Source organism: Achromobacter sp. JUb104 (assembly GCF_024806975.1).
GTDB classification, from domain to species: domain Bacteria; phylum Pseudomonadota; class Gammaproteobacteria; order Burkholderiales; family Burkholderiaceae_B; genus Achromobacter; species Achromobacter spanius.
This window is the reverse complement of sequence record NZ_JANUEY010000003.1, coordinates 627,450-654,104: the sequence shown is the minus strand read 5'-3', so window position 1 is coordinate 654,104 and position 26,655 is coordinate 627,450. Positions and strand designations below refer to the sequence as shown.

At 62.8% G+C, this 26,655-nt stretch carries 22 protein-coding genes and 1 tRNA gene; 17 read left to right on the top strand and 6 right to left on the bottom strand.

Features of this window, described 5'->3' with window-relative positions:
• Positions 1-2 precede the first annotated feature (2 nt).
• The 3 genes from M2361_RS23455 to M2361_RS23445 all read left to right on the top strand — a co-directional run bounded on the left by M2361_RS23455 (position 3) and on the right by M2361_RS23445 (position 3,862).
• The gene (locus M2361_RS23455) at positions 3-617 is read left to right on the top strand and encodes a flavin reductase family protein (RefSeq protein ID WP_259252072.1); all 615 of its coding nucleotides are present in this window, start codon (positions 3-5) and stop codon (positions 615-617) included.
• Between the two features lie 22 nt (positions 618-639).
• Positions 640-1,917, top strand: a complete 1,278-nt coding sequence (locus M2361_RS23450; RefSeq protein WP_259252069.1) for a DUF2254 domain-containing protein — start codon at positions 640-642, stop codon at positions 1,915-1,917.
• A gap of 337 nt (positions 1,918-2,254) precedes the next feature.
• The gene (locus tag M2361_RS23445) at positions 2,255-3,862 is read left to right on the top strand and encodes a methyl-accepting chemotaxis protein (protein WP_259252068.1); all 1,608 of its coding nucleotides are present in this window, start codon (positions 2,255-2,257) and stop codon (positions 3,860-3,862) included.
• Positions 3,863-4,015: 153 nt separating this feature from the next.
• Here the strand turns inward: M2361_RS23445 and M2361_RS23440 are convergent.
• Positions 4,016-4,106, bottom strand: a tRNA-Ser gene (locus tag M2361_RS23440).
• 288 nt (positions 4,107-4,394) lie between these two features.
• On the opposite strand from M2361_RS23440, the gene M2361_RS23435 reads away from it, so the two are divergent.
• From M2361_RS23435 to yaaA, 3 genes are all read left to right on the top strand, one after another.
• Positions 4,395-5,600, top strand: coding sequence for a cation:proton antiporter (locus tag M2361_RS23435; RefSeq protein WP_259252066.1), 1,206 nt, complete (start codon positions 4,395-4,397; stop codon positions 5,598-5,600).
• A 103-nt stretch (positions 5,601-5,703) separates the two neighbouring features.
• The gene (locus tag M2361_RS23430) at positions 5,704-6,486 is read left to right on the top strand and encodes a 3-hydroxybutyrate dehydrogenase (RefSeq protein ID WP_259252064.1); all 783 of its coding nucleotides are present in this window, start codon (positions 5,704-5,706) and stop codon (positions 6,484-6,486) included.
• Between the two features lie 15 nt (positions 6,487-6,501).
• Positions 6,502-7,275 (top strand): peroxide stress protein YaaA, encoded by a 774-nt coding sequence (gene yaaA / locus M2361_RS23425; protein WP_259252063.1) that lies wholly within the window; start codon positions 6,502-6,504, stop codon positions 7,273-7,275.
• A 263-nt stretch (positions 7,276-7,538) separates the two neighbouring features.
• Here yaaA and M2361_RS23420 read toward each other — a convergent pair whose 3' ends face one another.
• Entirely contained in the window at positions 7,539-9,839 is a 2,301-nt protein-coding gene (locus M2361_RS23420) for an FUSC family protein (protein ID WP_259252062.1), read from the bottom strand.
• 493 nt (positions 9,840-10,332) lie between these two features.
• On the opposite strand from M2361_RS23420, the gene M2361_RS23415 reads away from it, so the two are divergent.
• The 4 genes from M2361_RS23415 (at position 10,333) to pssA (ending at position 14,583) form a co-directional block, all read left to right on the top strand.
• Positions 10,333-12,048, top strand: a complete 1,716-nt coding sequence (locus M2361_RS23415; protein ID WP_259252061.1) for an acetolactate synthase 3 catalytic subunit — start codon at positions 10,333-10,335, stop codon at positions 12,046-12,048.
• Positions 12,049-12,058: 10 nt separating this feature from the next.
• Entirely contained in the window at positions 12,059-12,550 is a 492-nt protein-coding gene (gene ilvN, locus M2361_RS23410; RefSeq protein WP_006223608.1) for an acetolactate synthase small subunit, read from the top strand.
• Positions 12,551-12,626: 76 nt separating this feature from the next.
• Positions 12,627-13,643, top strand: coding sequence for a ketol-acid reductoisomerase (gene ilvC, locus M2361_RS23405; RefSeq protein WP_046807014.1), 1,017 nt, complete (start codon positions 12,627-12,629; stop codon positions 13,641-13,643).
• Positions 13,644-13,809: 166 nt separating this feature from the next.
• Positions 13,810-14,583: a CDP-diacylglycerol--serine O-phosphatidyltransferase gene (pssA, locus tag M2361_RS23400; protein WP_050447173.1), complete on the top strand. Its 774-nt coding sequence runs from the start codon at positions 13,810-13,812 to the stop codon at positions 14,581-14,583.
• An 82-nt stretch (positions 14,584-14,665) separates the two neighbouring features.
• On the opposite strand, the gene M2361_RS23395 is transcribed toward pssA, so the two are convergent.
• Positions 14,666-15,184: a hypothetical protein gene (locus tag M2361_RS23395; protein ID WP_259252059.1), complete on the bottom strand. Its 519-nt coding sequence runs from the start codon at positions 15,182-15,184 to the stop codon at positions 14,666-14,668.
• A 316-nt stretch (positions 15,185-15,500) separates the two neighbouring features.
• Here M2361_RS23395 and rpsO point away from each other — a divergent pair, with 316 nt between their 5' ends.
• The 6 genes from rpsO to M2361_RS23365 all read left to right on the top strand — a co-directional run bounded on the left by rpsO (position 15,501) and on the right by M2361_RS23365 (position 22,526).
• Complete coding sequence (gene rpsO, locus M2361_RS23390; RefSeq protein WP_006223612.1) at positions 15,501-15,770, top strand: 30S ribosomal protein S15; 270 nt, start codon at positions 15,501-15,503, stop codon at positions 15,768-15,770.
• Positions 15,771-15,864: 94 nt separating this feature from the next.
• Entirely contained in the window at positions 15,865-18,027 is a 2,163-nt protein-coding gene (gene pnp, locus M2361_RS23385; protein ID WP_259252051.1) for a polyribonucleotide nucleotidyltransferase, read from the top strand.
• 116 nt (positions 18,028-18,143) lie between these two features.
• Complete coding sequence (locus tag M2361_RS23380) at positions 18,144-18,869, top strand: hypothetical protein (protein WP_259252046.1); 726 nt, start codon at positions 18,144-18,146, stop codon at positions 18,867-18,869.
• Between the two features lie 15 nt (positions 18,870-18,884).
• Entirely contained in the window at positions 18,885-20,102 is a 1,218-nt protein-coding gene (locus tag M2361_RS23375; protein WP_259252044.1) for a threonine ammonia-lyase, read from the top strand.
• 486 nt (positions 20,103-20,588) lie between these two features.
• Positions 20,589-21,011: a tripartite tricarboxylate transporter TctB family protein gene (locus tag M2361_RS23370; RefSeq protein WP_100852791.1), complete on the top strand. Its 423-nt coding sequence runs from the start codon at positions 20,589-20,591 to the stop codon at positions 21,009-21,011.
• A gap of 9 nt (positions 21,012-21,020) precedes the next feature.
• Complete coding sequence (locus tag M2361_RS23365; RefSeq protein WP_259252038.1) at positions 21,021-22,526, top strand: tripartite tricarboxylate transporter permease; 1,506 nt, start codon at positions 21,021-21,023, stop codon at positions 22,524-22,526.
• A gap of 146 nt (positions 22,527-22,672) precedes the next feature.
• Here the strand turns inward: M2361_RS23365 and M2361_RS23360 are convergent, their stop codons facing one another.
• From M2361_RS23360 to M2361_RS23350, 3 genes are all read right to left on the bottom strand, one after another.
• A complete protein-coding gene (locus M2361_RS23360; RefSeq protein WP_404976450.1) occupies positions 22,673-23,221 on the bottom strand; it encodes a PIN domain-containing protein in 549 nt (182 codons plus the stop codon).
• Between the two features lie 489 nt (positions 23,222-23,710).
• A complete protein-coding gene (locus tag M2361_RS23355; protein WP_259252036.1) occupies positions 23,711-25,246 on the bottom strand; it encodes a tetratricopeptide repeat protein in 1,536 nt (511 codons plus the stop codon).
• A 91-nt stretch (positions 25,247-25,337) separates the two neighbouring features.
• Positions 25,338-26,207: an RDD family protein gene (locus M2361_RS23350; RefSeq protein ID WP_259252034.1), complete on the bottom strand. Its 870-nt coding sequence runs from the start codon at positions 26,205-26,207 to the stop codon at positions 25,338-25,340.
• On the opposite strand from M2361_RS23350, the gene M2361_RS23345 reads away from it, so the two are divergent.
• Positions 26,191-26,520 carry a hypothetical protein gene (locus M2361_RS23345; protein WP_259252032.1) on the top strand — a complete coding sequence of 110 codons (330 nt, stop codon included), beginning with the start codon at positions 26,191-26,193 and terminating at the stop codon, positions 26,518-26,520. The genes M2361_RS23350 and M2361_RS23345 overlap by 17 nt on opposite strands.
• Positions 26,521-26,655: the final 135 nt, after the last annotated feature.

Sequence of the window (26,655 nt, the reverse complement as noted above, 5' to 3'; positions counted from 1 at the left end):
ACATGCATTTTGACTTCAGCGCCTTGCCTTCGCAGACGGTCTACAAGCTGCTGACCTCGACCGTCACCCCCCGCCCGATCGCGTGGGTCACCACGATATCGGGCGACGGGTGCGTCAACGCGGCGCCGTTCAGCTTTTTCAACGTCATGGGGCACCAGCCGCCCACCGTCGCCATCGGCCTGATGCGCCGCGCCAACGGTGAATTGAAAGACACCAGCGCCAACATCATCGAAAACGGCGAGTTCGTGGTGAACCTGGTGCCCGAAGCCCTGATGCAGCAAATGAACCAGACCTGCGCGGACTATCCGCCCGGGGTGGATGAGCTGAGCAAGGCGGGCCTGACGGCGCTGCCCGCCGCGCATGTGCGCCCGCCCTTGATCCAGGGCAGCCCGGTGTCGCTGGAATGCGTCAGCCAGGCCACCATCGTGACCGGCCCGCACCAGGTCGTCGTGATTGGCCGGGTGCTGGGCGCGCACGTGGCCGATGCCTATGTGCAGGACGCCGAGCGCGGCTATGTGAACACCGCCGAGATGGGGCTGGTGGCGCGCATGCACGGCAGCGGGTGGTACGCTCGCAGCACGGATTTGTTCCAGTTGGCGAGGCCCACCGACCCTTAGCCAGTCACTGAAAGGAGAAAAGATGGTTGCTCGTTGGCGCTGGGCGCTTAAGCAATTGACCAAGCGCCTGTGGTTCAGGGCCAGTCTTTTCTCGCTGCTGGGCGTGGCAACCGCCTTGCTTGCCGTCATATTCAAGGGCGCCATTCCCGAAACCCTGCCCGCCCGCATCGGTGCGGACGCGGTGGACAAGATCCTGGGCATCATCGCGTCCAGCATGCTGGCGGTGACCACCTTTTCGCTCAGCACCATGGTGGCGGCCTACGGCGCGGCAAGCAGCGGCGTGACCCCGCGCGCAACCACCCTTGTGATGCAGGACACCACCACGCAGAACGCCTTGGCGACCTTCATCGGCTCGTTTCTGTTCAGCCTGGTGGGCATCATCGCGCTGAGCACGGGCGCCTATGGCGCGCAAGGGCGGGTCTTGCTGTTCGCGGTGACGATCGTGGTGGTGATCCTGATCGTCTACACGCTGCTGCGCTGGATTGATCATCTGTCAAAGCTCGGCCGGGTCGGCGAAACCATCGACCGCGTTGAAACCGCCACCATCGACGCTATCCGGCACCGCGTTCAGTGGCCTTGTCTGGGCGGCACTCCTTATCCGGCATCCGGCGTGCCCCCCGCGTCGGCGCTGGCCGTGGCAAGTGACCAGACGGGCTACGTCCAGCACGTCGACGTGCAGGCCTTGGGCCAGATCGCGCGCGAACATCAGGCCTTGATTTATCTGGATGTGCTGCCCGGCGCCTTTGCCCATGTCGGCATGGTGCTGGCGTGGATCGTGCCCGAATCAAGCAGCGCACCGGCCACGCGCCAGGCTCCCACCGAGGCGATCCTGGGCGCCATCACGATGGGCACCCATCGCACGTTCGAGCACGACCCCCGCTTTGGTTTGTCGGTGCTTTCCGAAATTGCGTCCCGCGCCTTGTCGCCTGCCGTCAATGACCCCGGAACGGCCATTGACGTCATCGGCAGGGGCGTAAGAAGCCTGACCTGCTGGGGGCAGCCCCCTTCGTCGCAACCCGATGCCGAACCCGACTGCCGGCGGGTCTACGTGCAATGCCTGGACGTGGACGATTTGTTCGACGACTTTTTCGGCCCTATCGCCCGAGATGGCGCGGGCTTGCTGGAAGTGGACATGCGCATGACCAAGGCGCTGTTGAGCCTGGCGGAGATCAACCCGACGCTATTCAAGCCGGCCGCTTCCCGGCATGCCGCGCGCTTGCTCGGATACGCAGAGAATGCGCTGGGCCTGGATGAAGACAAGCGCCGGCTTCGCGAGCTGGCTCAGCCCCTGCTGCGCTGAGGACGGGCGTGCCCGAGAGGGGCGCGGCTGTTGGTGTGGCGGACGCGCCCAAAGCGGCGGTCCGGACCCGATTTTGCAAAGTGACGAGCTTGCGCCAATTCGTTCTCCAGTTCCTTGGATGCGGCGTAAATCGCCGCTGCTAGCATCTGCCCGACCACTGCGAGAACCCTCGGTTCACGACTTCTCCGCTGGCACTTTCATCATCTTTGAACACCATATTGGGGGCAGATCCATCCAGGGGCTGGCGGGCGTCTGGCTTGCGTGGGCGGCGGTTTGCGCGGCCGCACGCAACTGCCGAATCCGCATTCGCGCGCCTGTCTGGATGGCTGGACGCGGCATGAATAATCTGAAACTTGGAACCCGCCTGGCGGGGGGATTCGGCATTTTGCTGGCCATGATCATCATCATGTGCCTGGTTGGGCTGGTCAGCCTGGCCAACATCAATGAATCGGTTGAAACCGTGACCCAGCGTTCGCTGATCAAGGAACGCTGGATCAGCGATTGGGCCCGCAATATCCAGGCCGGCGTCACCCGCACCACCGCCATTGCAAAAAGCACCGACGCCAGCCTGGCGGCGTTCTTCACGGAAGAGGCCGCCGCGTCCACGCGGAATTCTTCCGCCTTGCAAAAGCAGATCGAGCCGCTGATACAGACGCCCGAGGAAACGACGTTGTGGCAAGGCATCGGCAAGTCCCGAGGCGATTACCTGCGCACGCGCGACGCCATCTTCAAGGCCAAGCAGAGCGGCGACGTGGACACGGCCAACCGCGTCTTCACCCAGGAATTCCTGCCGGCCACGCGCCAGTTCATTGATCAGATCACCAAGCTGTCCGCCTTGCAGCGCGCCGAGATTGATGCGCGCGCGGCCGACATTCAAAGCGCTTATCGCACGGCCAATTTCTGGATGATCGTCATCGGCTCGGTGGCGCTGATCAGCGGCTTGCTGCTGGCCGTGTTGCTGACGCGCGGCATTACCCGCCCGCTGTCGGCCGCCGTGCGCGTGGCGCGCACCGTGGCCGCCAATGACCTGACCAGCACCGTTACCGTGACATCGCGCGACGAGATCGGCCAGTTGATGCAGGCCCTGGCGTCCATGAACGCCAACCTGGCGGGCACCATCGCCCACATCCGGACCGGTGTGGACAGCATGGCGTCCGCGTCGGGCGAGATCGCGGCGGGCAACACTGACCTGTCCTCGCGCACCGAGAAGCAGGCCGCATCCCTGGAAGAAACCGCGGCATCCATGGAGCAGCTCTCGTCCACGGTGAAGCAGAATGCCGACAGCGCGCGCCAGGCCAACCAGTTGGCCGCCACCGCCTCCGACACCGCGGCCCGTGGCGGCGCGACCGTGTCCGAGGTGGTCAGCACCATGAGCGCGATTTCGTCGAGCTCGGTGAAGATCGCCGACATCGTGTCGGTGATCGATGGCATTGCCTTCCAGACCAACATCCTGGCGCTGAACGCCGCGGTGGAAGCCGCGCGGGCAGGCGAGCAGGGCAAGGGTTTTGCGGTGGTGGCGGCCGAAGTCCGCACACTGGCGCAACGCAGCGCGCAGGCCGCCAAGGAAATCAAGACACTGATCGAAGACACGGTGCAAAAGATCAGCCAGGGTTCCATCAGCGCCGAGCGCGCCGGCACGACGATGCAGGAAATCGTCAGTTCAGTGCAGCGCGTGACCGACATCATGGGCGAAATCGCGGCGGCATCCGCCGAGCAGGCCGACGGCATCGAACAGGTCAACCGGGCGGTGTCGCAAATGGACGAGGTAACGCAGCAGAACGCGGCGCTGGTAGAAGAGGCCGCCGCCGCGGCCGGCTCAATGCAGGATCAGGCCGCCGACCTGACGCGCGCGGTCAGTGCGTTCAAGCTGCTGGGGGGAGGAAGTGTGGGGCGGGCTCCAGAACGGATCGCGATCGGCCACGCGCTTGCTACCGTGGGGCAGTAGGACAGCGGAGGGGAAGTAGTCCAGGCGCAATCTGGGCTACGGCCATGAGCCCATGGCCGGGGTCATAGTCATGGGTCATGGCTTGGCCCATGCCCACCCCGCGCCACAAAGAAAAAAGCCCCTGATTTCTCAGGGGCTTCGTTCTTGAATACTTGGCGGAGAGGGTGGGATTCGAACCCACGGTACGGGGATACCGTACGCCTGATTTCGAGTCAGGTACATTCGACCACTCTGCCACCTCTCCGTGGCTGGGTTCCAAAACGGTGATCACTTATTTGAAGGGTTCCTTTTTGAGGATTTCCCTTCACGTTTCGTTTTCACTTCAAGATCCCTGGTCGGAAGGATCTTCGTTGTTGGAGCAGCGAAGCCCGCAATTCTACAGGAATTTTTTCCTGTGTGTAAAGGGGGTCGAAAAAAATCCTTGAAAGGGTGCATCGCGCACTTCCGGCGGCGCCGATCTTTGTCCAGAATTCGCCCATCCGGGCATCGCGCGCCCAGGCCTACACCCCTACCCAAGGCGGCATCCCGTTTCATGGACCTGATTCTTATCCTCTTGCTTGCCGCCGTGCTGTGCGTGCCCATCACGCAGCGGCTTGGGCTGGGCGCCATTCCGGGTTATCTGATTGCGGGCGTGCTGATCGGGCCATCTTGCTTGAAGCTGGTGACCAATGTCGACACCATGATCAACGTGTCGCAATGGGGCGTGGTGATGATGCTGTTCATCATCGGGCTTGAGCTGTCGCCCAGGCGCCTATGGGCGATGCGCAGCGAGGTCTTCCTGTTGGGAAGCTTGCAGATGCTGGTCTGCGGGTTGCTGCTGGGGCTGGTGTTCGGCGCGGCGCTCAGGCATTTGGCCGGGATGGAGTGGCAGGCGGCGGTGTTGTGCGGGCTGTCGCTTGCCTTGTCGTCGACGGCGGTGGCGCTGCGGCTGTTGGATGAGCGCAGCTTGACCCGCACGCCGCTGGGCCGTTCGGCATTGGGCGTGTTGCTGTTTCAGGACATGGCGGCCATTCCGATGCTGGTGGCGGCGGGCTTGCTGGGGTCTGACGGTACGTCGGCCCCGTCGTTCAAGGAAGCGCTGATCGCCGTGGCGGTGGTGGCGTTGGCCTACCGGCTGCGGCTGCTGGGCTGGGCCGCCAAGGCGCAATTGAATGAACTCTTCACGGCGGCGGCATTGCTGATGGTGGTGGGCGCCGCGCAATTGTTCGATTATGCGGGCCTGTCGGCGGGCTTGGGCGGCTTTCTGGTTGGGGTGTTGATGGCGGAATCCCGCTACCGGCACGATCTGGAAAAGGCCATCGACCCGTTCAAGGGCTTATTGCTGGGCCTGTTCTTCCTGGCGATCGGCATGTCCGTGAACCTGAAGGTGGTGGCTGATCACTGGACGTTCATCATCGGCTGCGTTGCCGCCTTGCTGGCGATCAAAGCCCTGGTCCTCTATGGCTTCGCGCGGTTCATGGGCCTGCCGCGCTACCACCGGCTGCTGTTCGCCATGGTGCTGGCCCAAGGCGGGGAATTCAGCTTCGCCATCTTCAATGAAGCCTGGGACAACCACTTGATCAGCCTGGAGCATCGCGATGTGCTGTCCGTGGTGGTCGCCATATCCATGGGCGTGGTGCCGGTGCTGATCAAGCTGCTGGAACGCGTACCGGAAAACCGTGGCGGCATGGCGGATCTGCCTTCGGCCGCCGATGCGGGGCTGGGGTCGGACTCGTCCGACAAGCCTCCATCCGCTTGACCCCGCCGGACGTGGGGTCATGGCATGATTGCCGTCGGCGCGGGCGGCTACACTTGTCTTCGTTTCGCTTTTCATCCCTATGCCAGACCACAGGAGAATGCTCATGCTCAAAGGAAAAGTTGCCCTTGTCACCGGTTCCACCAGCGGTATCGGCCTGGGGATCGCCACCGCCTTCGCCCAGCAAGGCGCTGATATCGTCCTGAATGGTTTTGGCGATGCCGCCGCGATCGAAAAAGAACGCGCCGGTTTGGCCGAGAAGTACGGCGTGAAAGTGATCTACGACGGCGCCGACCTGTCCAAGGGCGATGCCGTGCGTGGCCTGGTCGACAACGCGGTGCGCCAGTTGGGCAGCATCGACATTCTGGTCAATAACGCCGGCATCCAGCACACCGCGCTGATCGAAGACTTTCCGGTTGAAAAGTGGGACGCGATTCTGGCGCTGAACCTGTCGGCCGTGTTCCATGGCACGGCGGCCGCGCTGCCGCACATGAAGAAGCAGGGCTTTGGCCGCATCATCAACATTGCGTCGGCGCATGGCCTGGTGGCCTCGGCCAACAAGTCGGCCTATGTGGCGGCCAAGCATGGCGTGGTGGGTTTCACCAAGGTCACGGCGCTGGAAACGGCCGGGCAGGGCATCACCGCCAACGCCATCTGCCCGGGCTGGGTCCGCACGCCGCTGGTGGAAAAACAGATCACCGCGCTGGCTGAAAAGAACGGCGTTGACCAGGAAACCGCCGCGCGCGAACTGCTCAGCGAAAAGCAGCCGTCGCTGCAATTCGTGACCCCGGAACAACTCGGCGGCACCGCCGTGTTCCTGGCATCCGACGCCGCGGCGCAAATTACCGGCACGTCGGTTTCGGTCGATGGCGGCTGGACGGCGCGTTAATAGAGGAACTCTGGAATGTTGTTTTTGCTTTCCCCCGCCAAGAAGCTGGACTACGACTCGCCCCTGCATATCGAGACGCACACCCAGCCGCTGTTCGTGGATCAGGCCGCCGGCCTGATCAAGGTGTTGAAGACGAAGTCGGCAGAAGACATCGCTGACTTGATGAGCCTGAGCCCGGCGCTGTCTGAGCTGAATGCGCAGCGTTACGCGCATTGGAAGCGCAGCTTCACCCAGGCGAATTCACGCCAGGCCGTGTTGGCGTTCAATGGCGATGTGTACGAAGGGCTGGATGCGTCCAGCCTGTCGGCCAAGCAACTGGATTGGGCGCAAGAGCACGTGGCCATCCTCAGTGGTTTGTACGGCGTGCTGCGCCCGCTGGATCTGATGCAGCCGTATCGCCTGGAAATGGGCACACGCCTGGAAACGTCCAAGGGCAAGAACCTGTATGAGTATTGGGGGTCGACGATTGCCGATTACCTGAATGAGCGTCAGGAAGGCAAGAAGTCGCCGGTGATCGTCAACCTGGCGTCCGAGGAATATTTCAAGTCGGTTGATTTGAAAACGCTGAAGGCGCGCGTGGTGCAATGCGTGTTCCAGGACTGGAAGAACGGCGCCTGGAAAATCATCAGCTTCCACGCCAAGCGGGCGCGCGGGCTGATGGCGCGCTACGCGATCCAGCATAAGGTTGCCAAGCCGGAAGGCTTGCAGGGCTTTGACCTGGAAGGCTACGCCTACGACGCATCGGTTTCAACGGAAGACAAACTGGTGTTTCGTCGCAAGGTGGGGTGATTGTGATGGGTTCCGCGCGATCGGCTGTGTTTTTGCCGGAGCCGATTCGCGCTGCACCCATCCTGCGTTCGTGGCGAATTGGCACGATCGTGATGGGTTCCGCGCGGTCGGCGGTGTGTTCTTGCCGGGGCCGATTCGCGCTGCACCCATCCTACGTTCGTGGCGAATTGGCACGATCGTGATGGGTTTCGCGCGATCGGCGTTGTGTTTCTTGGCCGGGGCCAACGCGCGCTGCACCCATCCTACCTATCCGTCCGCATCATTTACGCCGCCGCCGCCACGGGCGGGGCATGCGTGGGGTCGGCCAGCGCTTGCAGTTCCTGGCGGATCATGTGCGATGCCTTCAGCATCTGCTTCAACGGATACGCCAATGCCGCCTGTTCGCCGGCCGTGTCGAACTGCGTGGGCAGGGTCGTGGCGATCTGGGGGCGCTTCTCGTCCAGCAGGTCGACCATGCCGTTCAGCGCTAACTGTACGGCTTCAGGCGTTCTAGGTAGCGCCGCCAGAATGGGTATCGCCGCTGTGATCTGCGAGGCCAGCACATGGTTCTGGATCAGCAGGTTGTTCAATTCCGGCACGCTGAGCTGGTGCGATTTGGGTTCGCTCATCATGCGGTAGAACGCTTCGGCGAAATTGCTGAATGCAATGTGCACGTTCTTGCGCGCCAGGCGCCAGGCCAGGTCGGCATCGATGACGGCGGGGGTGTCCGCGGCGGTGGTGGCGTTCGTTGTAGCGTTCGCGGCTGTCGTCGTGGCTGTATTCGTACCCGCAGTCGTACCCGCATTTGCGCCCGTATTGGTGGCGGACCCCGCGTGTGTTTGCATGGCTTCCACGTAGCGCAGCCCGGCCAGCAAATATTCCCGGTTGGCGCGGGTGGCGGCGGCGGCCAGCGGTTTCAGATAGCGCGCTTCCCACCACGGCAGGATGTAGCTGCAGATTAGCGCCAGCGCGCAGCCCAGCAATGTGTCGATGGCGCGTTCGCCAATCACCGCCATCGACACCGTGCCCGGCGACACGAAGTGGAACACCAGCACCACGAAGAGCGTGTTGAAAATGGCGCTGGCCATGTAGTTCAGTTGCACCAGGCTGTTGCCCATGATGCAGGCGCCCAGCAGCACGGCGAACAGGATCTCGGGGCTGTCGGTCAGGTTGAACAGCAGCAGCGCGCAAATGCAGCCGATCAAAGTACCGCCCAACCGCCAGCCATTGCGCTGCCGCGTCAGCGCGAAGCCGGGCTTCATGATGATGACGATGGTCAGCATGATCCAGTAGTTGTGCGCGGAAAATTCCGGCGACAGCCAGCGGCTGGCCAGCGTCATGGCAATGGCGGCGGCCGCCGTCACGCGCAGCGCATAGCGGAAGTGTGGGGAATCCAGCCGCAGGTTGCTGGTCAACAGCCCAAAGCGGAATTCCTGGCGCGAGATAAAGCGCGTCAACGACTTGTTGATGCGCAGCACGTCGGTGGGCTTGGCGTCCGGTGATGCCGCCGTGTGGTCGGCCAGGCGGTCGACGATGCGGGCCGAATTGCGCAGGCGGCGCAGCACCTGGATGATCAGCGCCAGCATCTCGGGTTCGCGCTCGCCCAGGCCTTGCTGCTTGAGCTGTTCAATTTCGTATTCGATGGCGCGCAGTTCCGCCTTGGCGCTGCTGCGGTACTGCACCTGACGGCCACGCGACACGTCCAGCGCGATGCGGTTGAGTTCCAGCGACATCTTCACCAGCGCGTCGCGCATGAACATCAGGCAGTCATTGCCCGCCAGCGTGCGGCGCAGCGCGGCGTAGTCGGTGTGGGTGGCGACCAGCGTGTCCAGCAGTTGCAGCATGTCGACGAACATGTTCCAGATCATCACGCGCTGGCGGTCGCCCACGCCCTTGCCGCGCGGCAGGGCACGCAGCACCATGTCGCGCGCCGCCTGGTGTTTTTCCGTCATGACGGACTGGCGTTGGATCAGGGTGCGATAGGCCTCGTCCAGATCGGCCGTCTCGTCGTAGAAGGCGGCGCGGGCGGCTACGTAGTCTGCGGTGGCGAACAGCGCCACCGACATGGCCTGCTGTTCCTCGCGCAGCCAGAACAAGCGCGAAAATCCCAGGCTGAACACTACATAGAAAAGCGCTCCGCCCAAGGTGGCGACCGCGTGCGCGAATACTTCGTGCGGCTGTAGCGGTGAATGCATCGTCAAGGTCATCAGCAGCAGGCCGGCAAAGCCGATCAGCCCGCCGCGCTTGCCGAACACGGTGAACATCGAATAGACGAAGCACTGCGCAATCACCACCAGCCAGATCAGGATGGGATTGGTGGACGCCAGCCCCGTGATGATGACGGTCACGGTGCCCAGCGCGGCCCCGCCCAGCATTTCATTGGTGCGATGACGCTGCGGCCCGCCCGGTTGGTCGATGATGGCCAGGCACTGCGCACCGAAGGTCGCGACCAGCCCGGTGGTGTAGTTGCCGAACAGCCCGCCCAGCACCAGCACGGGCAACAGCATGCCAACACCCTGGCGCACCCCTCCGAAGAAGTAGTGGCTGTAGAGGAAACGGCGAATGCTGGCAATGCGCAAATCCATGGGGGCGGGTCTGGGTTCGAGGCGACGCAACAAGTATAGAGAGACCGAAGGATTTTTAGGGGTCAGATGGTTACCGGACTTTCCCGCAATTCGCACTGCATCGCGCGCGCAACGGTCGTTTCACGTCGATTTGCTACCTTTGACGCAACGCGGTAAATTCCACCTCTTGCGCCGGTCTGCCTATCCGATACCGGCGCGTTGAGGCGGATGGTACGGGTCACCTCCCCAGCCATCCTGCCGCAGTGATACTTGCTGTTGGCCGCGCCACAAGCGTGTGTTGCCAAAGCTTCCATTTCGACCTCCAGCGTCCCCAAGGGGCGTTTGCACTGCGTTCTGTCGAGCGTGTGCCGGGTCGGCAGGGTGTCCGGGTGGCGTGGCTCCGTGAGCCGCTAAGCGCCGGATCATGTTGTCGTAGCCGGTATGGGTTCCGTTGCCGCCGTATCCGGGCGAGCAGCAGTCAGGGTTGCAGGGCCGGTACTGAAAGGAAATAAACATGGAAATGAATGGCGCCGATATCGTCGTGCGCTGCCTGGCCGATGAGGGCGTGGAACACGTTTTCGGCTACCCCGGCGGCGCAGTGCTTTACATCTACGACGCGATCTTCAAGCAAGACAAATTTCAGCATATCCTGGTTCGTCACGAGCAAGCCGCCGTGCACGCCGCCGATGCCTATTCGCGCTCGTCGCAAAAGGTTGGCGTCTGCCTCGTGACCAGCGGCCCGGGCGTGACCAATGCCGTCACCGGCATCGCCACCGCCTATATGGATTCCATCCCCATGGTCATCATCAGCGGGCAAGTGCCCACTGCGGCCATCGGCGAAGATGCATTCCAGGAATGCGACACCGTCGGCATCACGCGCCCCTGCGTCAAGCACAACTTCCTGGTGCGTGACGTCAAGGACCTGGCCGAAACCATGCGCCGCGCGTTCTACATCGCGCGCACGGGCCGCCCCGGCCCGGTGCTGGTCGATATCCCCAAGGACATCACCGTCGCGCAGTGCAAGTACACGCCGCCCAAGGGCGAGATCTCGATGCGTTCCTATGCGCCCGTCAACAAGGGCCATCAGGGGCAAATCAAGAAAGCCGTGCAGATGCTGCTGGCCGCCGAGCGGCCAATGATCTACACCGGCGGCGGGGTCATCCTGTCGAACGCCGCGCCCGAACTCAACAAGCTGGTGTCGCAACTGGGCGCGCCGTGCACCAGCACCCTGATGGGTCTGGGCGGCTACCCGGCCAGCAGCGGCCAGTTCGTGGGCATGCCCGGCATGCACGGCACCTACGAAGCCAATATGGCGATGCAGCACTGTGACGTGCTGCTGGCCATTGGCGCTCGTTTCGATGACCGCGTGATCGGCAACCCGAAGCACTTCGCGCAGAACGCCCGCAAGATCATCCATATCGATATCGATCCGTCGTCGATCTCCAAGCGCGTGCGCGTGGACGTCCCGATCGTCGGCAACGTCAAGGATGTGCTGGCCGACCTGTCCGCCCAATTCGAAGTGGCGGCCGCCGAGCACAAGCCCGCGTCCATCACCAAGTGGTGGGACCAGGTCGAGACCTGGCGCGGCAAGGAATGCCTGAAGTTCGCCAACTCGGACGAAGTCATCAAGCCGCAGTACGTGGTGGAAAAGCTCTGGGAAGTGACGGGCGGCGACGCCTTCGTCACGTCCGACGTGGGCCAGCACCAGATGTGGGCGGCCCAGTACTACAAGTTCGACAAGCCGCGCCGCTGGATCAACTCCGGCGGCCTGGGCACCATGGGTGTGGGGCTGCCGTACGCCATGGGCGTGCAGATGGCCAACCCTGGGCACGACGTCGCCGTTATCACCGGCGAAGCGTCGATCCAGATGAACATCCAGGAACTGTCGACCTGCCATCAATACCGCCTGACGCCCAAGATCGTCTGCCTGAACAACCGTTTCCTGGGCATGGTCCGGCAATGGCAGCAGATCGATTACGGCTCGCGCTATTCCGAGTCCTACATGGATTCGCTGCCCGACTTCGTCAAGGTGGCCGAGGCCTATGGCCACGTGGGTCTGCGCATCGAGCGTCCGGCGGATGTCGAACCTGCGCTGCGCGAAGCCTTTGGCAAGCACAAGGAACGCCTGGTCTTTCTGGACTTCATCACCGACCGCACCGAAAACGTGTGGCCGATGGTCAAGGCCGGCCGTGGGCTGACCGAAATGCTGCTTGGCTCTGAAGACCTGTAAGGAGGCCACCATGAAGCACGTGATTTCCGTCCTCCTCGAAAACGAACCCGGCGCGCTGTCGCGCGTGGTGGGTCTGTTTTCCGCGCGGGGCTACAACATTGAAACCCTGACCGTGGCGCCCACCGAGGATTCCACGCTGTCGCGCATGACCATCGTGACGACGGGTTCCGATGAAGTCATCGAACAGATCACCAAGCACCTGAACCGCCTGGTGGATGTCGTTAAAGTGGTGGACCTGACCGAAGGCGCCCACATCGAGCGCGAGCTGATGCTCGTGAAGGTGCGCGCAGTTGGCAAGGAACGCGAAGAGATGAAGCGCATGGCGGATATTTTCCGCGGCCGCATCATCGACGTGACCGACAAGTCCTACACCATCGAATTGACCGGGGTGCAGGAAAAAGTACAGGCCTTCCTGGAAGCCCTGGACCGCAGTGCCATCCTTGAAACCGTACGCACCGGCGTGTCCGGCATCGGACGCGGTGAACGGATTTTGAAGATTTGACCGGCCTTCCAGGCCACGCCACACCCTACATCTGAACTAATCGAATATCCAAAATACTGGAATCTGGAGCACAACCATGAAAGTTTTCTACGACAAAGACTGCGATCTGTCCCTCATCAAAGGCAAGACCGTTGCCATCATCGGCTACGGTTCGCAAGGCCACGCGCACGCGCAGAATCTGCATGAATCGGGCGTGAAGGTCATCGTCGGCCTGCGCAAGGACGGCGCTTCGTGGAACAAGGCCGCCAACGCCGGCCTGGAAGTCAAGGAAGTGGCTGATGCCGTGAAGGCCGCCGACATCGTCATGATGTTGCTGCCCGACGAGAACATCGCCTCGGTCTACAACAAGGAAGTGCACGGCAACATCAAGGCCGGCGCTGCCCTGGCTTTCGCCCACGGCTTCAACGTCCACTACGGCCAGGTCGTGCCGCGTGAAGACATCGACGTCATCATGATCGCCCCGAAGGCCCCCGGCCACACGGTGCGCAACACGTACAAGCAAGGTGGCGGCGTGCCCCACCTGGTGGCCGTGTACCAGGACAAGTCGGGCGCCGCGCGTGACGTGGCCCTGTCGTACGCCAGCGCCAACGGCGGTGGCCGTGCCGGCATCATCGAAACCAACTTCCGCGAAGAAACCGAAACCGACCTGTTCGGCGAACAAGCCGTGCTGTGCGGCGGTACCGTCGAACTGATCAAGGCCGGTTTCGACACGCTGGTGGAAGCCGGCTACGCGCCCGAAATGGCGTACTTCGAATGCCTGCACGAACTGAAGCTGATCGTCGACCTGATCTATGAAGGCGGCATCGCCAACATGAACTACTCGATTTCGAACAACGCCGAATTCGGCGAGTACGAAACGGGCCCGAAGATCGTCACCGACGAAACCCGCAAGGCCATGCGCCAGTGCCTGACGGACATCCAGACCGGCGAATACGCCAAGAAGTTCATCCTGGAAAACACCGCCGGCGCCCCGACGCTGACCTCGCGCCGCCGCATCAACGCGGAATCGCAGATCGAGCAAGTGGGTGGCAAGCTGCGCGCCATGATGCCCTGGATCGCCGCCAACAAGCTGGTGGACAAGTCCAAGAACTGATCGACGCCCGGCGCGGGCTGGCCCCGCGCCCCGTCCGACAAGACGGCATGCCTCCAAAGGGCATGCCGTTTTTTATTGCCTTTTCCTCAGGCATGGCACTTGCTGTGTCCCGCAAGCGGGGCCATATGAGTTAACCTTTCACAGTCCGTTGTAAGTTATTGAGACTATGCCCAATTTTTCCATGCGCGATTCCGAGAACCGCCACCGAAGCATCTACTTGCTGCCCAACGCATTCACCACCGCTGCGCTGTTCGCGGGGTTCTATGCCGTTGTGCAGGCAATGAATGATCGCTTCGAAGTTGCCGCCATCGCCATTTTCGTGGCCATGGTGCTGGATGGCATGGATGGCCGGGTGGCTCGCCTGACCAACACGCAGTCGGCATTCGGTGAGCAATATGACTCTTTGTCCGACATGACGTCGTTCGGCGTGGCGCCCGCGCTGGTCATGTACGAATGGATCTTGAACGATTTGGGCCGCTGGGGTTGGCTGGCCGCCTTTGTCTATGTGGCAGGCGCCGCGTTGCGGCTGGCGCGGTTCAATACCAATATCGCTGTCGTCGACAAACGTTATTTCCAGGGCTTGCCCAGCCCGGCCGCCGCCGCGCTGGTGGCGGGTTTTGTCTGGCTGGCGGTGGACAACAAGCTTCCCATCCACGACAGCTTGATGGCTTGGGTGGCGTTCACGCTGACCATGTACGCGGGCATCACCATGGTGTCCAACGCCCCGTTCTTCAGCGGCAAGAGTTTTGCGCTGGGCCGTAGCGTGCCGTTCTGGGGCATCTTGCTGGTGGTGGCCGTATTCGTATTCGTGTCCAGCGACCCCCCGGTCGTGCTGTTCGGGCTGTTCGTGCTGTATGGCTTGTCGGGTTGGGTCATGTGGGGCTGGCGCTGGAACAAGGCGCGCCGCCTGACGCAAGAGCGCCGCAGCCACTCGTCCTGATCCGCTGATCGCTGCTTTTCAACGCGCAGCCATTAAAAAACCCGCCAAGCGATTGCTGGCGGGTTTTTTGTTGATGGCGGGTTCAGCGCCACATGAATCTGTCGTCGTCGTACATGGGGTCGGGGCCGGGGTGGAAGTGCGTCACCTTGCTGCCGTCGCGGCTCATGTAGACGTACATCAGGGAATTCCACACGCCGTTTTCCTTGTACCGGTACGACCACACGACTTCGCGCTTTTCGCCCAGGCCCGTTTGATCGATTTGGGCGGGCGGCCCGAATTCGCAGCGTACGCGCTCCGGTCCCCAGTCGCCGGTTTCCAGCACTTTGAAGTGCGCGTCCGTCAGCAGGGGCAGCACCTGGCCCACGCGGCCGTCGGTGCCGACGTTGGTGCCCCAGGCGTATTGGCCCATGGGCTGTTGCGTCCAGATGACGCGGCGCCCGCCACCGGCTTGCGGGCATTCGAAGTTGGGCTGGCCGAATTGGGTAAGCACTTCCCCGTAGGGAGTACCGGGCGGGATCTGAGTCATGTTGGCGCAAGCCGCCAAGCTGGCGATCGTCAGGGTCGCCAGGGCCGCGCGCGCGGGCCTGAAATATTTAGACATGTGTTTGCTCCTCAAGGGCGCCGGTCGGGCGCTGCAGGCCGGTACCGGCCCCCAAAACCACCTGTGGGGTAATTCTAGCGAATCAGCTATAATCGCCGAGCTTTATCAAGTGTATTGATTTTGCAAGATGCTTTGCGCCGGCAGTCCGGCTGCAGGGTGACCCCCAACCCAGAGCAATCCGTGTGTGGTGGGCCATTCTGGCAGCTATTGAAGCAGCAGTGAGAAAGCAAAAACGCTTATCGCCGGAATTCACGCAAATTTTTTCCCAACCACGTCAGGGCACCTCGGCCCTGTCGCATGTCCGAAGAGGTCATCAATGTCTGTAGCTGACATCAAGAAATCCGATATCGTTGCGCAATTCCAACGCGCTCAAGGCGATACCGGCTCCCCCGAAGTTCAGGTGGCTCTGCTCACCGCCCGTATCAACGAACTGACCGGTCACTTCAAAGAACACATGAAGGACCATCACTCGCGCCGCGGTCTGCTGCGTATGGTCAGCCGTCGCCGCAAGCTGCTCGACTATCTCAAGGGCCGCAATCCCGATTCGTACCGCGCTCTGATCGAAAAACTCGGTCTGCGCAAGTGATCGACGGGGCTGGCTCCCCATGACGCAATAACCGTGGTCGGTGCGACGTATTGTCGCAGCGGCCACGGTTTTTCATTTGTAAGGAATAATCGTCATGTTCAACAAAGTGACAAAATCGTTCCAGTACGGCCAGCACACGGTCGTCCTGGAAACTGGCGAGATCGCTCGCCAGGCCTCCGGCGCCGTTGTGGTGTCGATCGAGGACACCGTTGTCCTGGCCACCGTTGTGGCTTCCAAGAAGGCCAAGCCGGGTCAGACGTTTTTCCCGCTGACCGTCGACTACATCGAGAAGACCTACGCCGCCGGCCGTATTCCGGGTGGGTTCTTCAAGCGTGAAGGCAAGCCCTCCGAAAAGGAAACGCTGACCTCGCGCCTGATCGATCGTCCGCTGCGTCCGCTGTTCCCGGAAGACTTCTACAACGAAGTCCAGGTCGTCATCCACACGCTGTCGGTCAATCCCGAGATTGATCCGGACATGGCCGCCATGATCGGCGCCTCGGCCGCGCTGGCCATTTCGGGCATCCCGTTCAACGGCCCGATCGGCGCTGCGCGCGTGGGCTACATCGACGGCCAATACGTCCTGAACCCGACCGCATCGCAACTGAAGTCGTCCAAGCTGGACCTGGTGGTTGCCGGTACGGAAAACGCCGTGCTGATGGTGGAATCGGAAGCCCAACAGCTTTCCGAAGAAATCATGCTGGGCGGTGTGGTTTACGGCCACGAGCAGATGCAGGCCGTCATCAACACCATTCACGAATTGGTCAAGGACGCTGGCAAGCCCGAATGGGACTGGCAAGCTCCGGCCAAGGACGAAGCCCTGATCGCCGCCGTGACCGCGGCTGCCCAGGAAGGCCTGAACGCCGCCTACCAGATCCGCGACAAGCAAGCCCGCACCGCCAAGCTGCGCGAAGTGTCGGCCGACGTGTCGGCCAAGCTGGCTGCCGCCGCTGCTGAAAAGGGCGAGTCCGCGCCTGATGCCGTGACCGTCGACAACATCATGTTCTCGCTGGAATCGGCCATCGTTCGCGGTCAGATCCTGAACGGCGAACCGCGTATCGACGGTCGCGACACCCGCACCGTTCGTCCCATCAGCGTGCGTCTGGGCGTGCTGCCCCGCGCACACGGCAGCGCGCTGTTCACCCGTGGTGAAACGCAAGCGCTGGTCGTGGCCACGCTGGGCACCAAGCAAGACGAGCAGATCATCGACGCGCTCATGGGTGAATACCGCGACCGCTTCATGATGCACTACAACATGCCTCCGTTCGCCACCGGCGAAACGGGCCGCATTGGTGTGCCCAAGCGCCGCGAAATCGGCCACGGCCGTCTGGCCAAGCGCTCGCTGATTCCGCTGCTGCCGGCGCCGGAAGACTTCCAGTACACGATCCGTATCGTGTCGGAAATCACCGAGTCCAATGGCTCGTCGTCGATGGCTTCGGTCTGCGGCGGCTCGCTGGCCATGATGGACGCCGGCGTGCCGGTCAAGGATCACGTGGCCGGTGTGGCCATGGGCCTGATCCTGGACGGCGGCAAGTTCGCCGTGCTGACCGACATTCTGGGTGACGAAGACCACCTGGGCGATATGGACTTCAAGGTTGCGGGCACCGAAAACGGCGTCACCGCACTGCAGATGGACATCAAGATCCAGGGCATCACCAAGGAAATCATGCAAGTGGCGCTGGCTCAAGCCCGCGAAGGCCGCCTGCACATCCTGACCAAGATGAAGGAAGCGCTGGACGGTTCGCGTGGCGAGCTCTCGGCTTTCGCCCCGCGCATGCTGACCATCAAGATCAACCCCGAGAAGATCCGCGACGTGATCGGCAAGGGCGGCGCCACCATCCGCGCGCTGACCGAAGAAACCGGCACGCAGATCGACATCTCCGACGACGGCACGATCGTGATCGCCAGCGTCGACGAAGCGCAGGCCAAAGAAGCCCAGCGCCGCATCGTCGAACTGACGGCCGATGTCGAAGTGGGTCAGATGTACGAAGGTTCGGTCCTGCGTCTGCTGGACTTCGGCGCCATCGTGCAAGTGCTGCCGGGCCGCGACGGCCTGCTGCACATCTCGGAAATCGCCAACTACCGCATCGCGAACATCAACGATGTGCTGAAGGTCGGCCAGCAAGTCCGCGTCAAGGTCATCGAGGCCGACGACAAGGGCCGCCTGCGCCTGTCCATCAAGGCAATCGGTGGCATCGAAGCGCAGCAACCCGCTGCCGCTCCCGACGCTACCCCCCAATCGGAACCGCAAGCTGAATAAGCTTGCTGCCTGATTGAACGAAGAACGGCGCCGCAAGGCGCCGTTTTTTTTGGGGGCCAAGCCGCCTTTCCTGTAAAGTCTTGCGCCAGACGGAGGGAAAATCGGATGATCCAAGCATGACGGGCCGGGCGGCGGGCGCCACCGCCGTGGCGCTGCTTGCCGCGCTGCTGACTGGCTGCATGAGCAGCCCCGGTCCGGGCCAGCGCGGCCCCAAAGGCGAAGCCATGTCCGCCGACCAGTTCGGCCAGACCGATTTCAACCGCACGGTCACGCTTGAAGTGCGCGACAACCTGGACAGCCTGTATTCGTTGCTGGACAAGCTCTACCGACGCAACCCCCGTGAATGGCGCAAGACCGGCGCGGCGGACCACAAGGCGGCCGTCAACCGCGTCAAGCACGCCATCGAAGTCCGCGTCCCTCCCGGCGACCTGACCGGCCTGCGAGACATCCAGATCCTGGCCGTGTCGCTGGACCCGAACTACTCCGGCGACCGCGTCGGCGCCTTTATCTACGGCATGGCCGACACCATCATCGCGGCGCACAACGGCAAGACCCGCCTGTACGCCACCGACGCGCTGGATGGTCAGCGGGTCTACAATGCCGCACGGAATGTCGAGGCCGCCGCCTGGCTGCTGGCGTCGCGCCGCAACAATCAGGGCGAACTGCTTTTGCTGGCCAATGAAATGTCTCCCACCGCCACGAATCTGAGCTTCGAGCGCGAGTTCGGCGCCATCATCGGCCGACTGGACCTGATCGCCAACCTGCTTGGCGAAAATTCGCGCCGCATCGGCATCAACTATGCGCAGGGTCTCCTGCTATTCAATTTTCTGCCTGTGCGCTAACAGGATCTTCCCATCGTGATCGATATCGTTTCCATCCAGACCGCCCGCGACAACCTGCGCGGCCAGGTGCTGAAGACCCCCTTTACCCTGTCGCGCACGCTGTCCGACATCTTCGGCGCCGAGATCTGGCTGAAGTTCGAGAACCTGCAGTTCACGGCGTCCTTCAAGGAACGCGGCGCCCTGAACCGCATGTTGACCCTGACGGCCGACGAGCGGGCCAAGGGCGTGATCGCGGTGTCGGCCGGCAATCACGCGCAGGGCGTGGCCTACCATGCCCAGCGCATGGGCGTGCCCGCAGTGATCGTGATGCCGCGCTTCACACCCACGGTCAAGGTGGCCAACACCCGCCGCTTCGGCGCCGAAGTGGTGCTGGCCGGTGATTCCTTTGACGACGCCAAGGCGCACGGCTACGAACTTGCCCAGGCGCGCGGCCTGATCATGATCCATCCCTACGATGACGAAGCCGTCATTTCGGGGCAGGGCACCGTGGCGCTGGAAATGCTGGAAGACCAGCCGCAGTTGGACACGCTGGTGATCGCCATTGGTGGCGGCGGCTTGATTTCCGGGATGGCCACCGCGGCCAAGGCCTTGAAGCCCGGCATCGAGATCGTGGGCGTGCAGACGGAACGCTTTCCGTCCATGTACGCGGCCGTCAAGGGCGTGGCCATGCCGCAGGGGCAATACACCATCGCGGAAGGTATTGCGGTGAAGTCGCCCGGCACGCTCACCCAGCCCATCGTCACCAAGCTGGTCGATCACATTGAGTTGGTCAGCGAAAGCGACATCGAGCACGCCATTGTCGTGTTGCTGGAAATTGAGAAGACCGTGGTCGAAGGCGCCGGCGCCGCCGGGCTGGCGGCCTTGCTGCGCGCGCAGGAAGCGGGCAGCGACCGGTTCAAGGGCAAGCGCATCGGCCTGGTGCTGACCGGCGGCAACATCGACCCGCTGATGCTGGGCGAACTGATCGAACGCGGCATGGTGCGCGCCGGCCGTCTGGCCCGCATCCGCGTGGACCTGCGCGACCTGCCCGGCGCCCTGGCGCATGCCACCAAGCTCATCGCCGACGCCCAGGCCAACATCACCGAAGTGCATCACCAGCGCGCCTTTACGTCGCTGCCGGTGCGCAACGTTGAAGTGGACTTTGTGCTGCAAACGCGCGGGCCGGAACACATTCTTGAAGTGATCGATGTGCTGAACGCCGCGGGCTTCGCGGCCAGCAATCACGACCATTGACCTGGGCGGCTCAAGGCCGCACTGCTGCTGACCACATGGACCCCGGACGCCCGCACTTTGCGGGCGTTTTTGCTTGCGTCCGCCCCGTTCAGACGGAAGCCGTTGCAAAAAAAATGCGTGGCGTCGACAAGGCTAAAAATTTTTATTTGCCACCCACGGAACTTTTTTCAAGATCGAAAACACCCCCGTGCCGCCTGGCTTGAAAGCGAATTGAAGGTATTCCGAAAGCCGTCCTTCCCGTCAACGGCGAAAAATCTGTCCAATATCTGGACTAGGGATATCCCCGAAAAAGTTATGGTTCATACGGATATTCGATATGTCGTCATGCGATTTAGCATCTCCAACTTCGCTTTTTTGCCAACGGCTTGCCAAGGGTGGGAAGGCGTAGAGATAAGGGCGCGCCACTTTTTCCAGCGATGTTCCGGCGCGTCAGACTAGGGAGACTGCAGCTTGATAAGAAACAGACAGGACTTTTGGTCCGGAGCCATGTTTATTGCTTTAGGGGGGGCCTTCTCGGTACAGGCCACCGAATATTCCATGGGAAGCGCCGCCCGCATGGGACCGGGATATTTCCCGTTCTGGCTGGGCATCGTGCTGGCGCTGATGGGCGCGGTCGTGCTGATCAGCGCACTGGCCAAGAAGGCCGACACCACCACCATCAGCCGCTACGATTTCCGCATCCTCTTCCTGGTGGTCGGATCCGTGGTGTTCTACGGGTTCGCGCTGCGGTACCTGGGGCTGTACATCTCGGTATTCCTGCTGGTTCTCATCAGCAGCCTCGCCAGCCATGAATTCAATTGGAAAGTCGCCGTCGCCAACGGCCTGTTCCTCGTGGCGTTCTCCTACCTTGCGTTCATACGGGGCCTGGGTTTGATCTTCCCGCTGTGGCCCAGCGCATTCGGCAACTAGGAGACAACAATGGAACTTCTACAAAACCTGATGCTGGGTTTCTCGGTGGCGTTCACGCCGGAAAACCTCAGCTATGCATTCCTGGGCTGCCTGCTGGGCACGCTGGTCGGCGTCTTGCCGGGGTTGGGGCCCGTCCCCACCATTGCCATGCTGCTTCCCATCACGTATGTGTTGCCGCCCACGGCCGGCCTGATCATGCTGGCCGGCATTTACTACGGCACTCAGTACGGCGGTTCCACTACGGCCATTCTGGTGAATTTGCCGGGTGAGACGTCCGCGGTGGTGACCGTGCTGGACGGCCACCAGATGGCGCGTAACGGCAGAGCGGGCGCCGCGCTGTCCCTTGCCGCCATTGGGTCATTTTTCGCGGGTAGCGTCGCCACCGTGCTGATCGCGGCGTTTGCGCCGCCCCTGGCGGAAGTGGCGTTCGCATTCGGCCCGGCCGAGTACTTTTCACTGATGGCACTGGGCTTGATCGGCGCGGTCGTGCTGGCGTCGGGCTCGTTGCCCAAGGCCATCTGCATGATCTTGCTGGGCCTGCTCTTGGGCATGGTGGGCACCGACGTCAATTCCGGGGTCGCCCGCTACGACTTCAGCATTCCGGAATTGCAGGACGGTATCGATTTCGCGATTGTGGCGATGGGTGTGTTCGGCCTGTCGGAAATCATGGCCAACCTGGAGCAGAAAGAGAACCGCGTCGAAATCACCGACAAGGTGGGCTCGCTGTATCCCAGCCGCCAGGAATTCCGCGAAGCGGCGCCCGCCATCGTGCGGGGCACCGCCCTGGGTTCGGCGCTGGGCATCTTGCCGGGCGGCGGTTCGGTGTTGTCGGCGTTTGCCTCGTACACGCTTGAGAAAAAGCTGTCGAAAGAGCCCGAACGTTTCGGCAAGGGCCACCCCGCCGGTCTGGCGGGGCCGGAGTCGGCCAACAATGCCGGCGCACAAACCTCGTTCATTCCCTTGTTGACGCTGGGTATTCCTGGCAACGCGGTGATGGCGCTGATGGTCGGGGCAATGACCATCCACAACATCCAGCCCGGTCCGCAAGTGATGACCAGCCACCCCGAACTCTTCTGGGGCCTGATCGCCTCGATGTGGATCGGCAACCTGATGCTGGTGATCCTGAACCTGCCGCTGATCGGCATCTGGGTGAAATTGCTGCGCGTACCCTACCGCATGCTGTTCCCGGCCATTCTCGTGTTCTGCACGATCGGGGTGTATTCACTGAACTACAACGTGTTCGACATCTTCATGTTCGCCATCTTCGGCATCATCGGGTATGTCTGGAGCAAGTTGGGTTGCGAGGGCGCGCCGCTGTTGCTGGGCCTGGTGCTGGGTCCGATGATGGAAGAGAACTTCCGTCGGGCGCTATTGCTGTCGCGCGGTGAATTCAGCACGTTCGTCACGCGCCCGCTGTCGGCGACGCTGTTGGCCCTGGCCGCCATCCTGCTGGTGCTGGTGATGCTGCCGGCCCTGCGCAAGAAACGTGAGGAAACGTTCGTCGAGGTCGACTGACCTCGGGGAACAAGATTGGCTCCGGGCCTGGTGCGGCGCAAGCTGCCCGGGCCCGCTTTTTTTGAGTCTGCCTTGCTGACACGTCCCGAATTTTCGTCCGGCGAACTCGACTCTCAGGATGCTGTCAGATTGCTTTCAGCTTTCTTTCAGGCTGTCTCGCGCGCCACCAGGCTCTTCAAGCCATACAAGCGTTCACGATGCAAGATCGTGGACAACGGCAGCGGCTCGCGGTCCAACGCGACGTAGTCGGCCGGAATCTGCGCCACCGCCTCGCGCATGCGTGCCGGGTCGGCCTGCCACCATTGCACCAGCATGCGGTCCGGGTTGTAGACGTCCAGCCCCTGGCGGCGCAATTCCGAACGGTTGAAATCCTTCAGGTTCCAGGTCAGCACCTGCACCACGGGCGGCTGCTGCAAGCCACAGCGCGCACGCCGCGCCAACCCGGCCGCAATCACGTGGAAGTCCTTCGGGTCGCTATAGCGCAACGACGCTTCGTACACCTGCGTGTCGACCTCGTTGGCCTGGGGAAAGCTTGCGTTCATCTCGGCCCAGAAATCGGCCAACACCTCGGGCGGAATATCCCAGATTCGCGCCGCGTTGCGCCGCCATTCCTCACCGATGCGTTCGGTCCAGACGGGCGTGAATACGCCAGCCTCGGCCAGGCGCAACAACAGCCGGCGCAGGATGCCGGACATCAGGACGCAGGCGTCCAGGACGATGAAGGGGGCGGGGGCGGAAGGAGCGTTCAAGTGTGGTCGTCCGGCCAAGCGCAATCGCCTGGCCTGTGCAAGCTGCGGGCGCAGCAGGTGGTGCCCGAGACCGGAATCGAACCGGTACGGCCTTGCGGCCGAGGGATTTTCTTACCACTTCGGCTTTCGCCGCCAGCGCGGGTGCGCTGTTCGTGGTCTGGAGCACGCCTTCACCATAGCCTTGCGGCCGTAGGTGCCCGCCGTCTGCTCTCTACACCTTCCCCGGCTTTTCAGTCGGGGCTTGGCTCGGCGTTGGCTCGGAACAGGTCCAGGGCGTTCGCCGAGTTTGACGGGCTACACCTTTGGAGTTTCCCCCAAAGGGCTCAAATTTTTTAAGTCCCTTGTGTCTACCAATTTCACCACTCGGGCAATGCGCGACGCTTTGCAGGGGTCGGCAGCGGGCGTGACTATAACATCCCGCTGCCCACGCCCCGGCTACTTGCGGCCGAACAGCCGGCCAAGAAAGCCGGCGGGTTTGGCGGCGGCCGCTTCCGCTTCCAGCGCGTTCTTCATCGACAGCTCTTGAAAATAGGGTTTGCCGTTTTGCTGGTAGGACGCGGACGCTTGGCGGTAGGCCACGGCCGATTCAGCGTGGCGCTTCATCTGGCCGAAGATCCTGCCACGCGCGAACAGCGCCCAACTGCGATAGTCCGGGTCCAGCGCAAGCAGGCGGTCGCAGGCTGCCAGCCCTTCGTCATGGCGCTTGGCGGCGATCAGTGCGTTGATGCGTTCGGCATGCAGGGGGCCGCTGTCTGACCAGCGTTCCAGGGTGGTGTCGGCATAGGCCACGGCCTCGTCGGCGCGGTCCAGGTGCGTCAGCGCTTCAATGCGCACGCGGCGCCATTTCAGCCAGTCGGGGTCCAGTGAAATCGCCACTTCCGCCAGGGGCAACGCTTCGTCGTGGCGTTCCAGGTAGTTCAGCATGTCGGCGGCGTTGCCGGGCAGGAAATCGTCGCCGGGCGCGAGTTCATAGCCTTTCAGGTAGTACGTCAGCGCGGCTTCCCAGTTGCGCTGGTCGCGCTGGGCGTTACCCGCCACGAACAGCAACTGGGCGTCGCCGCTATCAAGCGGATCCAGGCCTAGCAGCGCCTGTTCGGCCAGTTCGGGTTTGCCGCCGCGCACGTATTCGCGGGCTTGTTCCTTGCGGCCTTCCCAGCCGTTGTCGGACAGCGCGTCCAGATGGCGCCACAGGGGCACGGCTTCGTCCGCGCGGCCCAGTCGGTGTAGCGAGCGCGCCTTGCCCTCCAGCGGCCAGTCCCAGTCGGGTTCGCGCCGCAGCAGGCTGGTCCATTCTTCCACCGCGTCGGCGTCGCGGCCCATGGCTTGCAGGCAGGACGCGCGGTTGTGCTGGATGGCGTTCTCTTCGCCCAGGATGGCGCGGGCGCGGTCGAACATGGCGATGGCGTTGTTCAAATCACCCAGGCGGCGGTAATTGTTGCCGGCGTCGTACAGAAAGCCGCCATTGTTGGGGGCCAGGGCGACAGCGCGCTGGTGGTAGGGCAGGGCGTCCGCGTAGCGGCCGGCGTTGTGCAGGTTTGAGCCGATATAGCAATGGGGCGCCGCGGCGGCCGAGCGGATCTGAGAGGCTCGCGTCCAACTGGCGATGGCGTCTTCCAGGCGGCGATCGTTGATCAGCAGGTAGGCTTCAGCCATCAGCAAGCCGTAGTGGGAGGGGGCGCGTTGGCGGGCGTCGCGCACGGCTCGCCAAGCTTCCTGTTCGTCGCCTTCGTCGTAGCGCACCACGGCCTGCACGGCAATGGCGTCGCTGCATTGCGGGTCCAGCGCCAGGGCGCGGGCCACGTCGGCGTCACGCTGGGCGTAGGCCTTGCGCTGGGCGTGGCAGCGGGCACGCAAGCCCCAGACGGTGGCTGAACCAGGCTGTTCGCGTACGGCCTGTTCGCATAGCGACAGCATTTTTGGCAGGTCGCTGCCGTCTTCGGCGCGTTGGATGGCTTCGATCAAGGCGGACATGCGTAGGGTTCCGTCGTGGGGTTATTTCGCGGGGGTTCTGCCGCGGGGTTCTGTCGTTTTACAGGGCAGCTTGTGACCAAGGCCGGGCGGCTTAGCGCGCGAAGGCGCTGGCGTCGTGGCGGCAAGAGTAGGTGCGGTCGCTGGCGGGGATGTCGTCGCTGCCGCATTCCCACCGCCGCACGCCGCCGCCTTTGCGTTCGGCGCGCAGTTCCGGCACGTAGACCAGATGCTTGCCCGCCAGGCTGGGGATGCCGTCGGTGCTGGGCGTGCCGGCAATCGTGAAGCGCAAGACGCCGTTGACCGGATTCATCTCCACCTTGGAAAAACCGCTGCTTTCCAGCGACTGCGCGCTGATGCCCAGCTCGTCCAGGCTGGACGGAAATTTCTGCGTGCGCCGATAGTGGTTTTCCACCAAGCGGCGCACGGGATCGGAGACCAGGTCCAGACGGTTGATGTCGGCATGCAGCGGGTTGTCGCTGTTGCTATCGCCAGTGGCGTTGATGCCAATGACGATGCCCACCACGACCAGCGCCAGAATGCCGAACACGGCAAACAGGAACTTGCCCGCGCCGGTGACCGAGGGAGCCCGGGCGACGGCGGCCTGCATGGCGCGCGGGTTCGCATTGCGCGTGACCACGTGCGTGCCCGCCAAGGCGTTGTGCATGGCGCGTTCGCCAAAGATCATCTGCTGCAAATGGTGGAACAGGCCGGGCAGCAGCATGTTCACCGTGTACTTCATGGTATGGCGCCATAGCGAGCGAAGCAGGCCCGGAGCCTGGCCCTTGCGATTGACCACCCGCTGCTTCAAGACACGCTTGCCCGGCGAACCGTTACCCCACGCGTCCATGAAAGCGGGCAGGAACCAGCCGATCAAGCCGGCGGCAAAGGCGATCAAAAAGGGCGGCTTGTTGCCCGTCAGGCCTTCGTAGGTCAGTTGGGCGGCCATGATCAAGACGATCATCCCCACCGCCATGACGATGGCGTCGATGGCGCTTGCGCCCAGCCGGGCCCAGATGCTGGGAAACACCTGCGCATTGTTATGCGCGGACTGGGCAGGGGCCTTGGACGCGGGGGCTTTTGATGGTTTGGTTTTTTGTTTGCCGGGCGCAGGCGCGGCGGGGGCGGGCAAGGGCGCCTGGCAACTGAAGCATTGCGTATTGGAGGCGGGGTTTTGCCAATTGCAGCGGGGGCATTGCATGGAAACGGGAATCCTGGTGATGCCGGGGCCGTACAACCACGACCGGAGCGCGGATGATACTCAAGTCTTGCGCTAGGGAAAACCCGGGTCACCGCGCCCACGAACAACGCGGGACACTCTCGGCCATGAAGCCTGCCCAAGCCCCATCAAGCGCATCCAGTCCGCCAAGCGCCTCCGGCCCATCAAGCCACGTCCGCGACATTGATCCCAT

Coding starts and splice junctions, on each gene's coding strand:
- M2361_RS23455 (WP_259252072.1), top strand. CDS start 3: ATGCATTTTGACTTCAGCGCCTTGCCTTCGCAGACGGTCTACAAGCTG.
- M2361_RS23450 (WP_259252069.1), top strand. CDS start 640: ATGGTTGCTCGTTGGCGCTGGGCGCTTAAGCAATTGACCAAGCGCCTG.
- M2361_RS23445 (WP_259252068.1), top strand. CDS start 2,255: ATGAATAATCTGAAACTTGGAACCCGCCTGGCGGGGGGATTCGGCATT.
- M2361_RS23435 (WP_259252066.1), top strand. CDS start 4,395: ATGGACCTGATTCTTATCCTCTTGCTTGCCGCCGTGCTGTGCGTGCCC.
- M2361_RS23430 (WP_259252064.1), top strand. CDS start 5,704: ATGCTCAAAGGAAAAGTTGCCCTTGTCACCGGTTCCACCAGCGGTATC.
- yaaA (WP_259252063.1), top strand. CDS start 6,502: ATGTTGTTTTTGCTTTCCCCCGCCAAGAAGCTGGACTACGACTCGCCC.
- M2361_RS23420 (WP_259252062.1), bottom strand. CDS start 9,839: ATGGATTTGCGCATTGCCAGCATTCGCCGTTTCCTCTACAGCCACTAC.
- M2361_RS23415 (WP_259252061.1), top strand. CDS start 10,333: ATGGAAATGAATGGCGCCGATATCGTCGTGCGCTGCCTGGCCGATGAG.
- ilvN (WP_006223608.1), top strand. CDS start 12,059: ATGAAGCACGTGATTTCCGTCCTCCTCGAAAACGAACCCGGCGCGCTG.
- ilvC (WP_046807014.1), top strand. CDS start 12,627: ATGAAAGTTTTCTACGACAAAGACTGCGATCTGTCCCTCATCAAAGGC.
- pssA (WP_050447173.1), top strand. CDS start 13,810: ATGCCCAATTTTTCCATGCGCGATTCCGAGAACCGCCACCGAAGCATC.
- M2361_RS23395 (WP_259252059.1), bottom strand. CDS start 15,184: ATGTCTAAATATTTCAGGCCCGCGCGCGCGGCCCTGGCGACCCTGACG.
- rpsO (WP_006223612.1), top strand. CDS start 15,501: ATGTCTGTAGCTGACATCAAGAAATCCGATATCGTTGCGCAATTCCAA.
- pnp (WP_259252051.1), top strand. CDS start 15,865: ATGTTCAACAAAGTGACAAAATCGTTCCAGTACGGCCAGCACACGGTC.
- M2361_RS23380 (WP_259252046.1), top strand. CDS start 18,144: ATGACGGGCCGGGCGGCGGGCGCCACCGCCGTGGCGCTGCTTGCCGCG.
- M2361_RS23370 (WP_100852791.1), top strand. CDS start 20,589: ATGTTTATTGCTTTAGGGGGGGCCTTCTCGGTACAGGCCACCGAATAT.
- M2361_RS23365 (WP_259252038.1), top strand. CDS start 21,021: ATGGAACTTCTACAAAACCTGATGCTGGGTTTCTCGGTGGCGTTCACG.
- M2361_RS23360 (WP_404976450.1), bottom strand. CDS start 23,221: ATGTCCGGCATCCTGCGCCGGCTGTTGTTGCGCCTGGCCGAGGCTGGC.
- M2361_RS23355 (WP_259252036.1), bottom strand. CDS start 25,246: ATGTCCGCCTTGATCGAAGCCATCCAACGCGCCGAAGACGGCAGCGAC.
- M2361_RS23345 (WP_259252032.1), top strand. CDS start 26,191: ATGATCAAGACGATCATCCCCACCGCCATGACGATGGCGTCGATGGCG.
- M2361_RS23350 (WP_259252034.1), bottom strand. CDS start 26,207: ATGATCGTCTTGATCATGGCCGCCCAACTGACCTACGAAGGCCTGACG.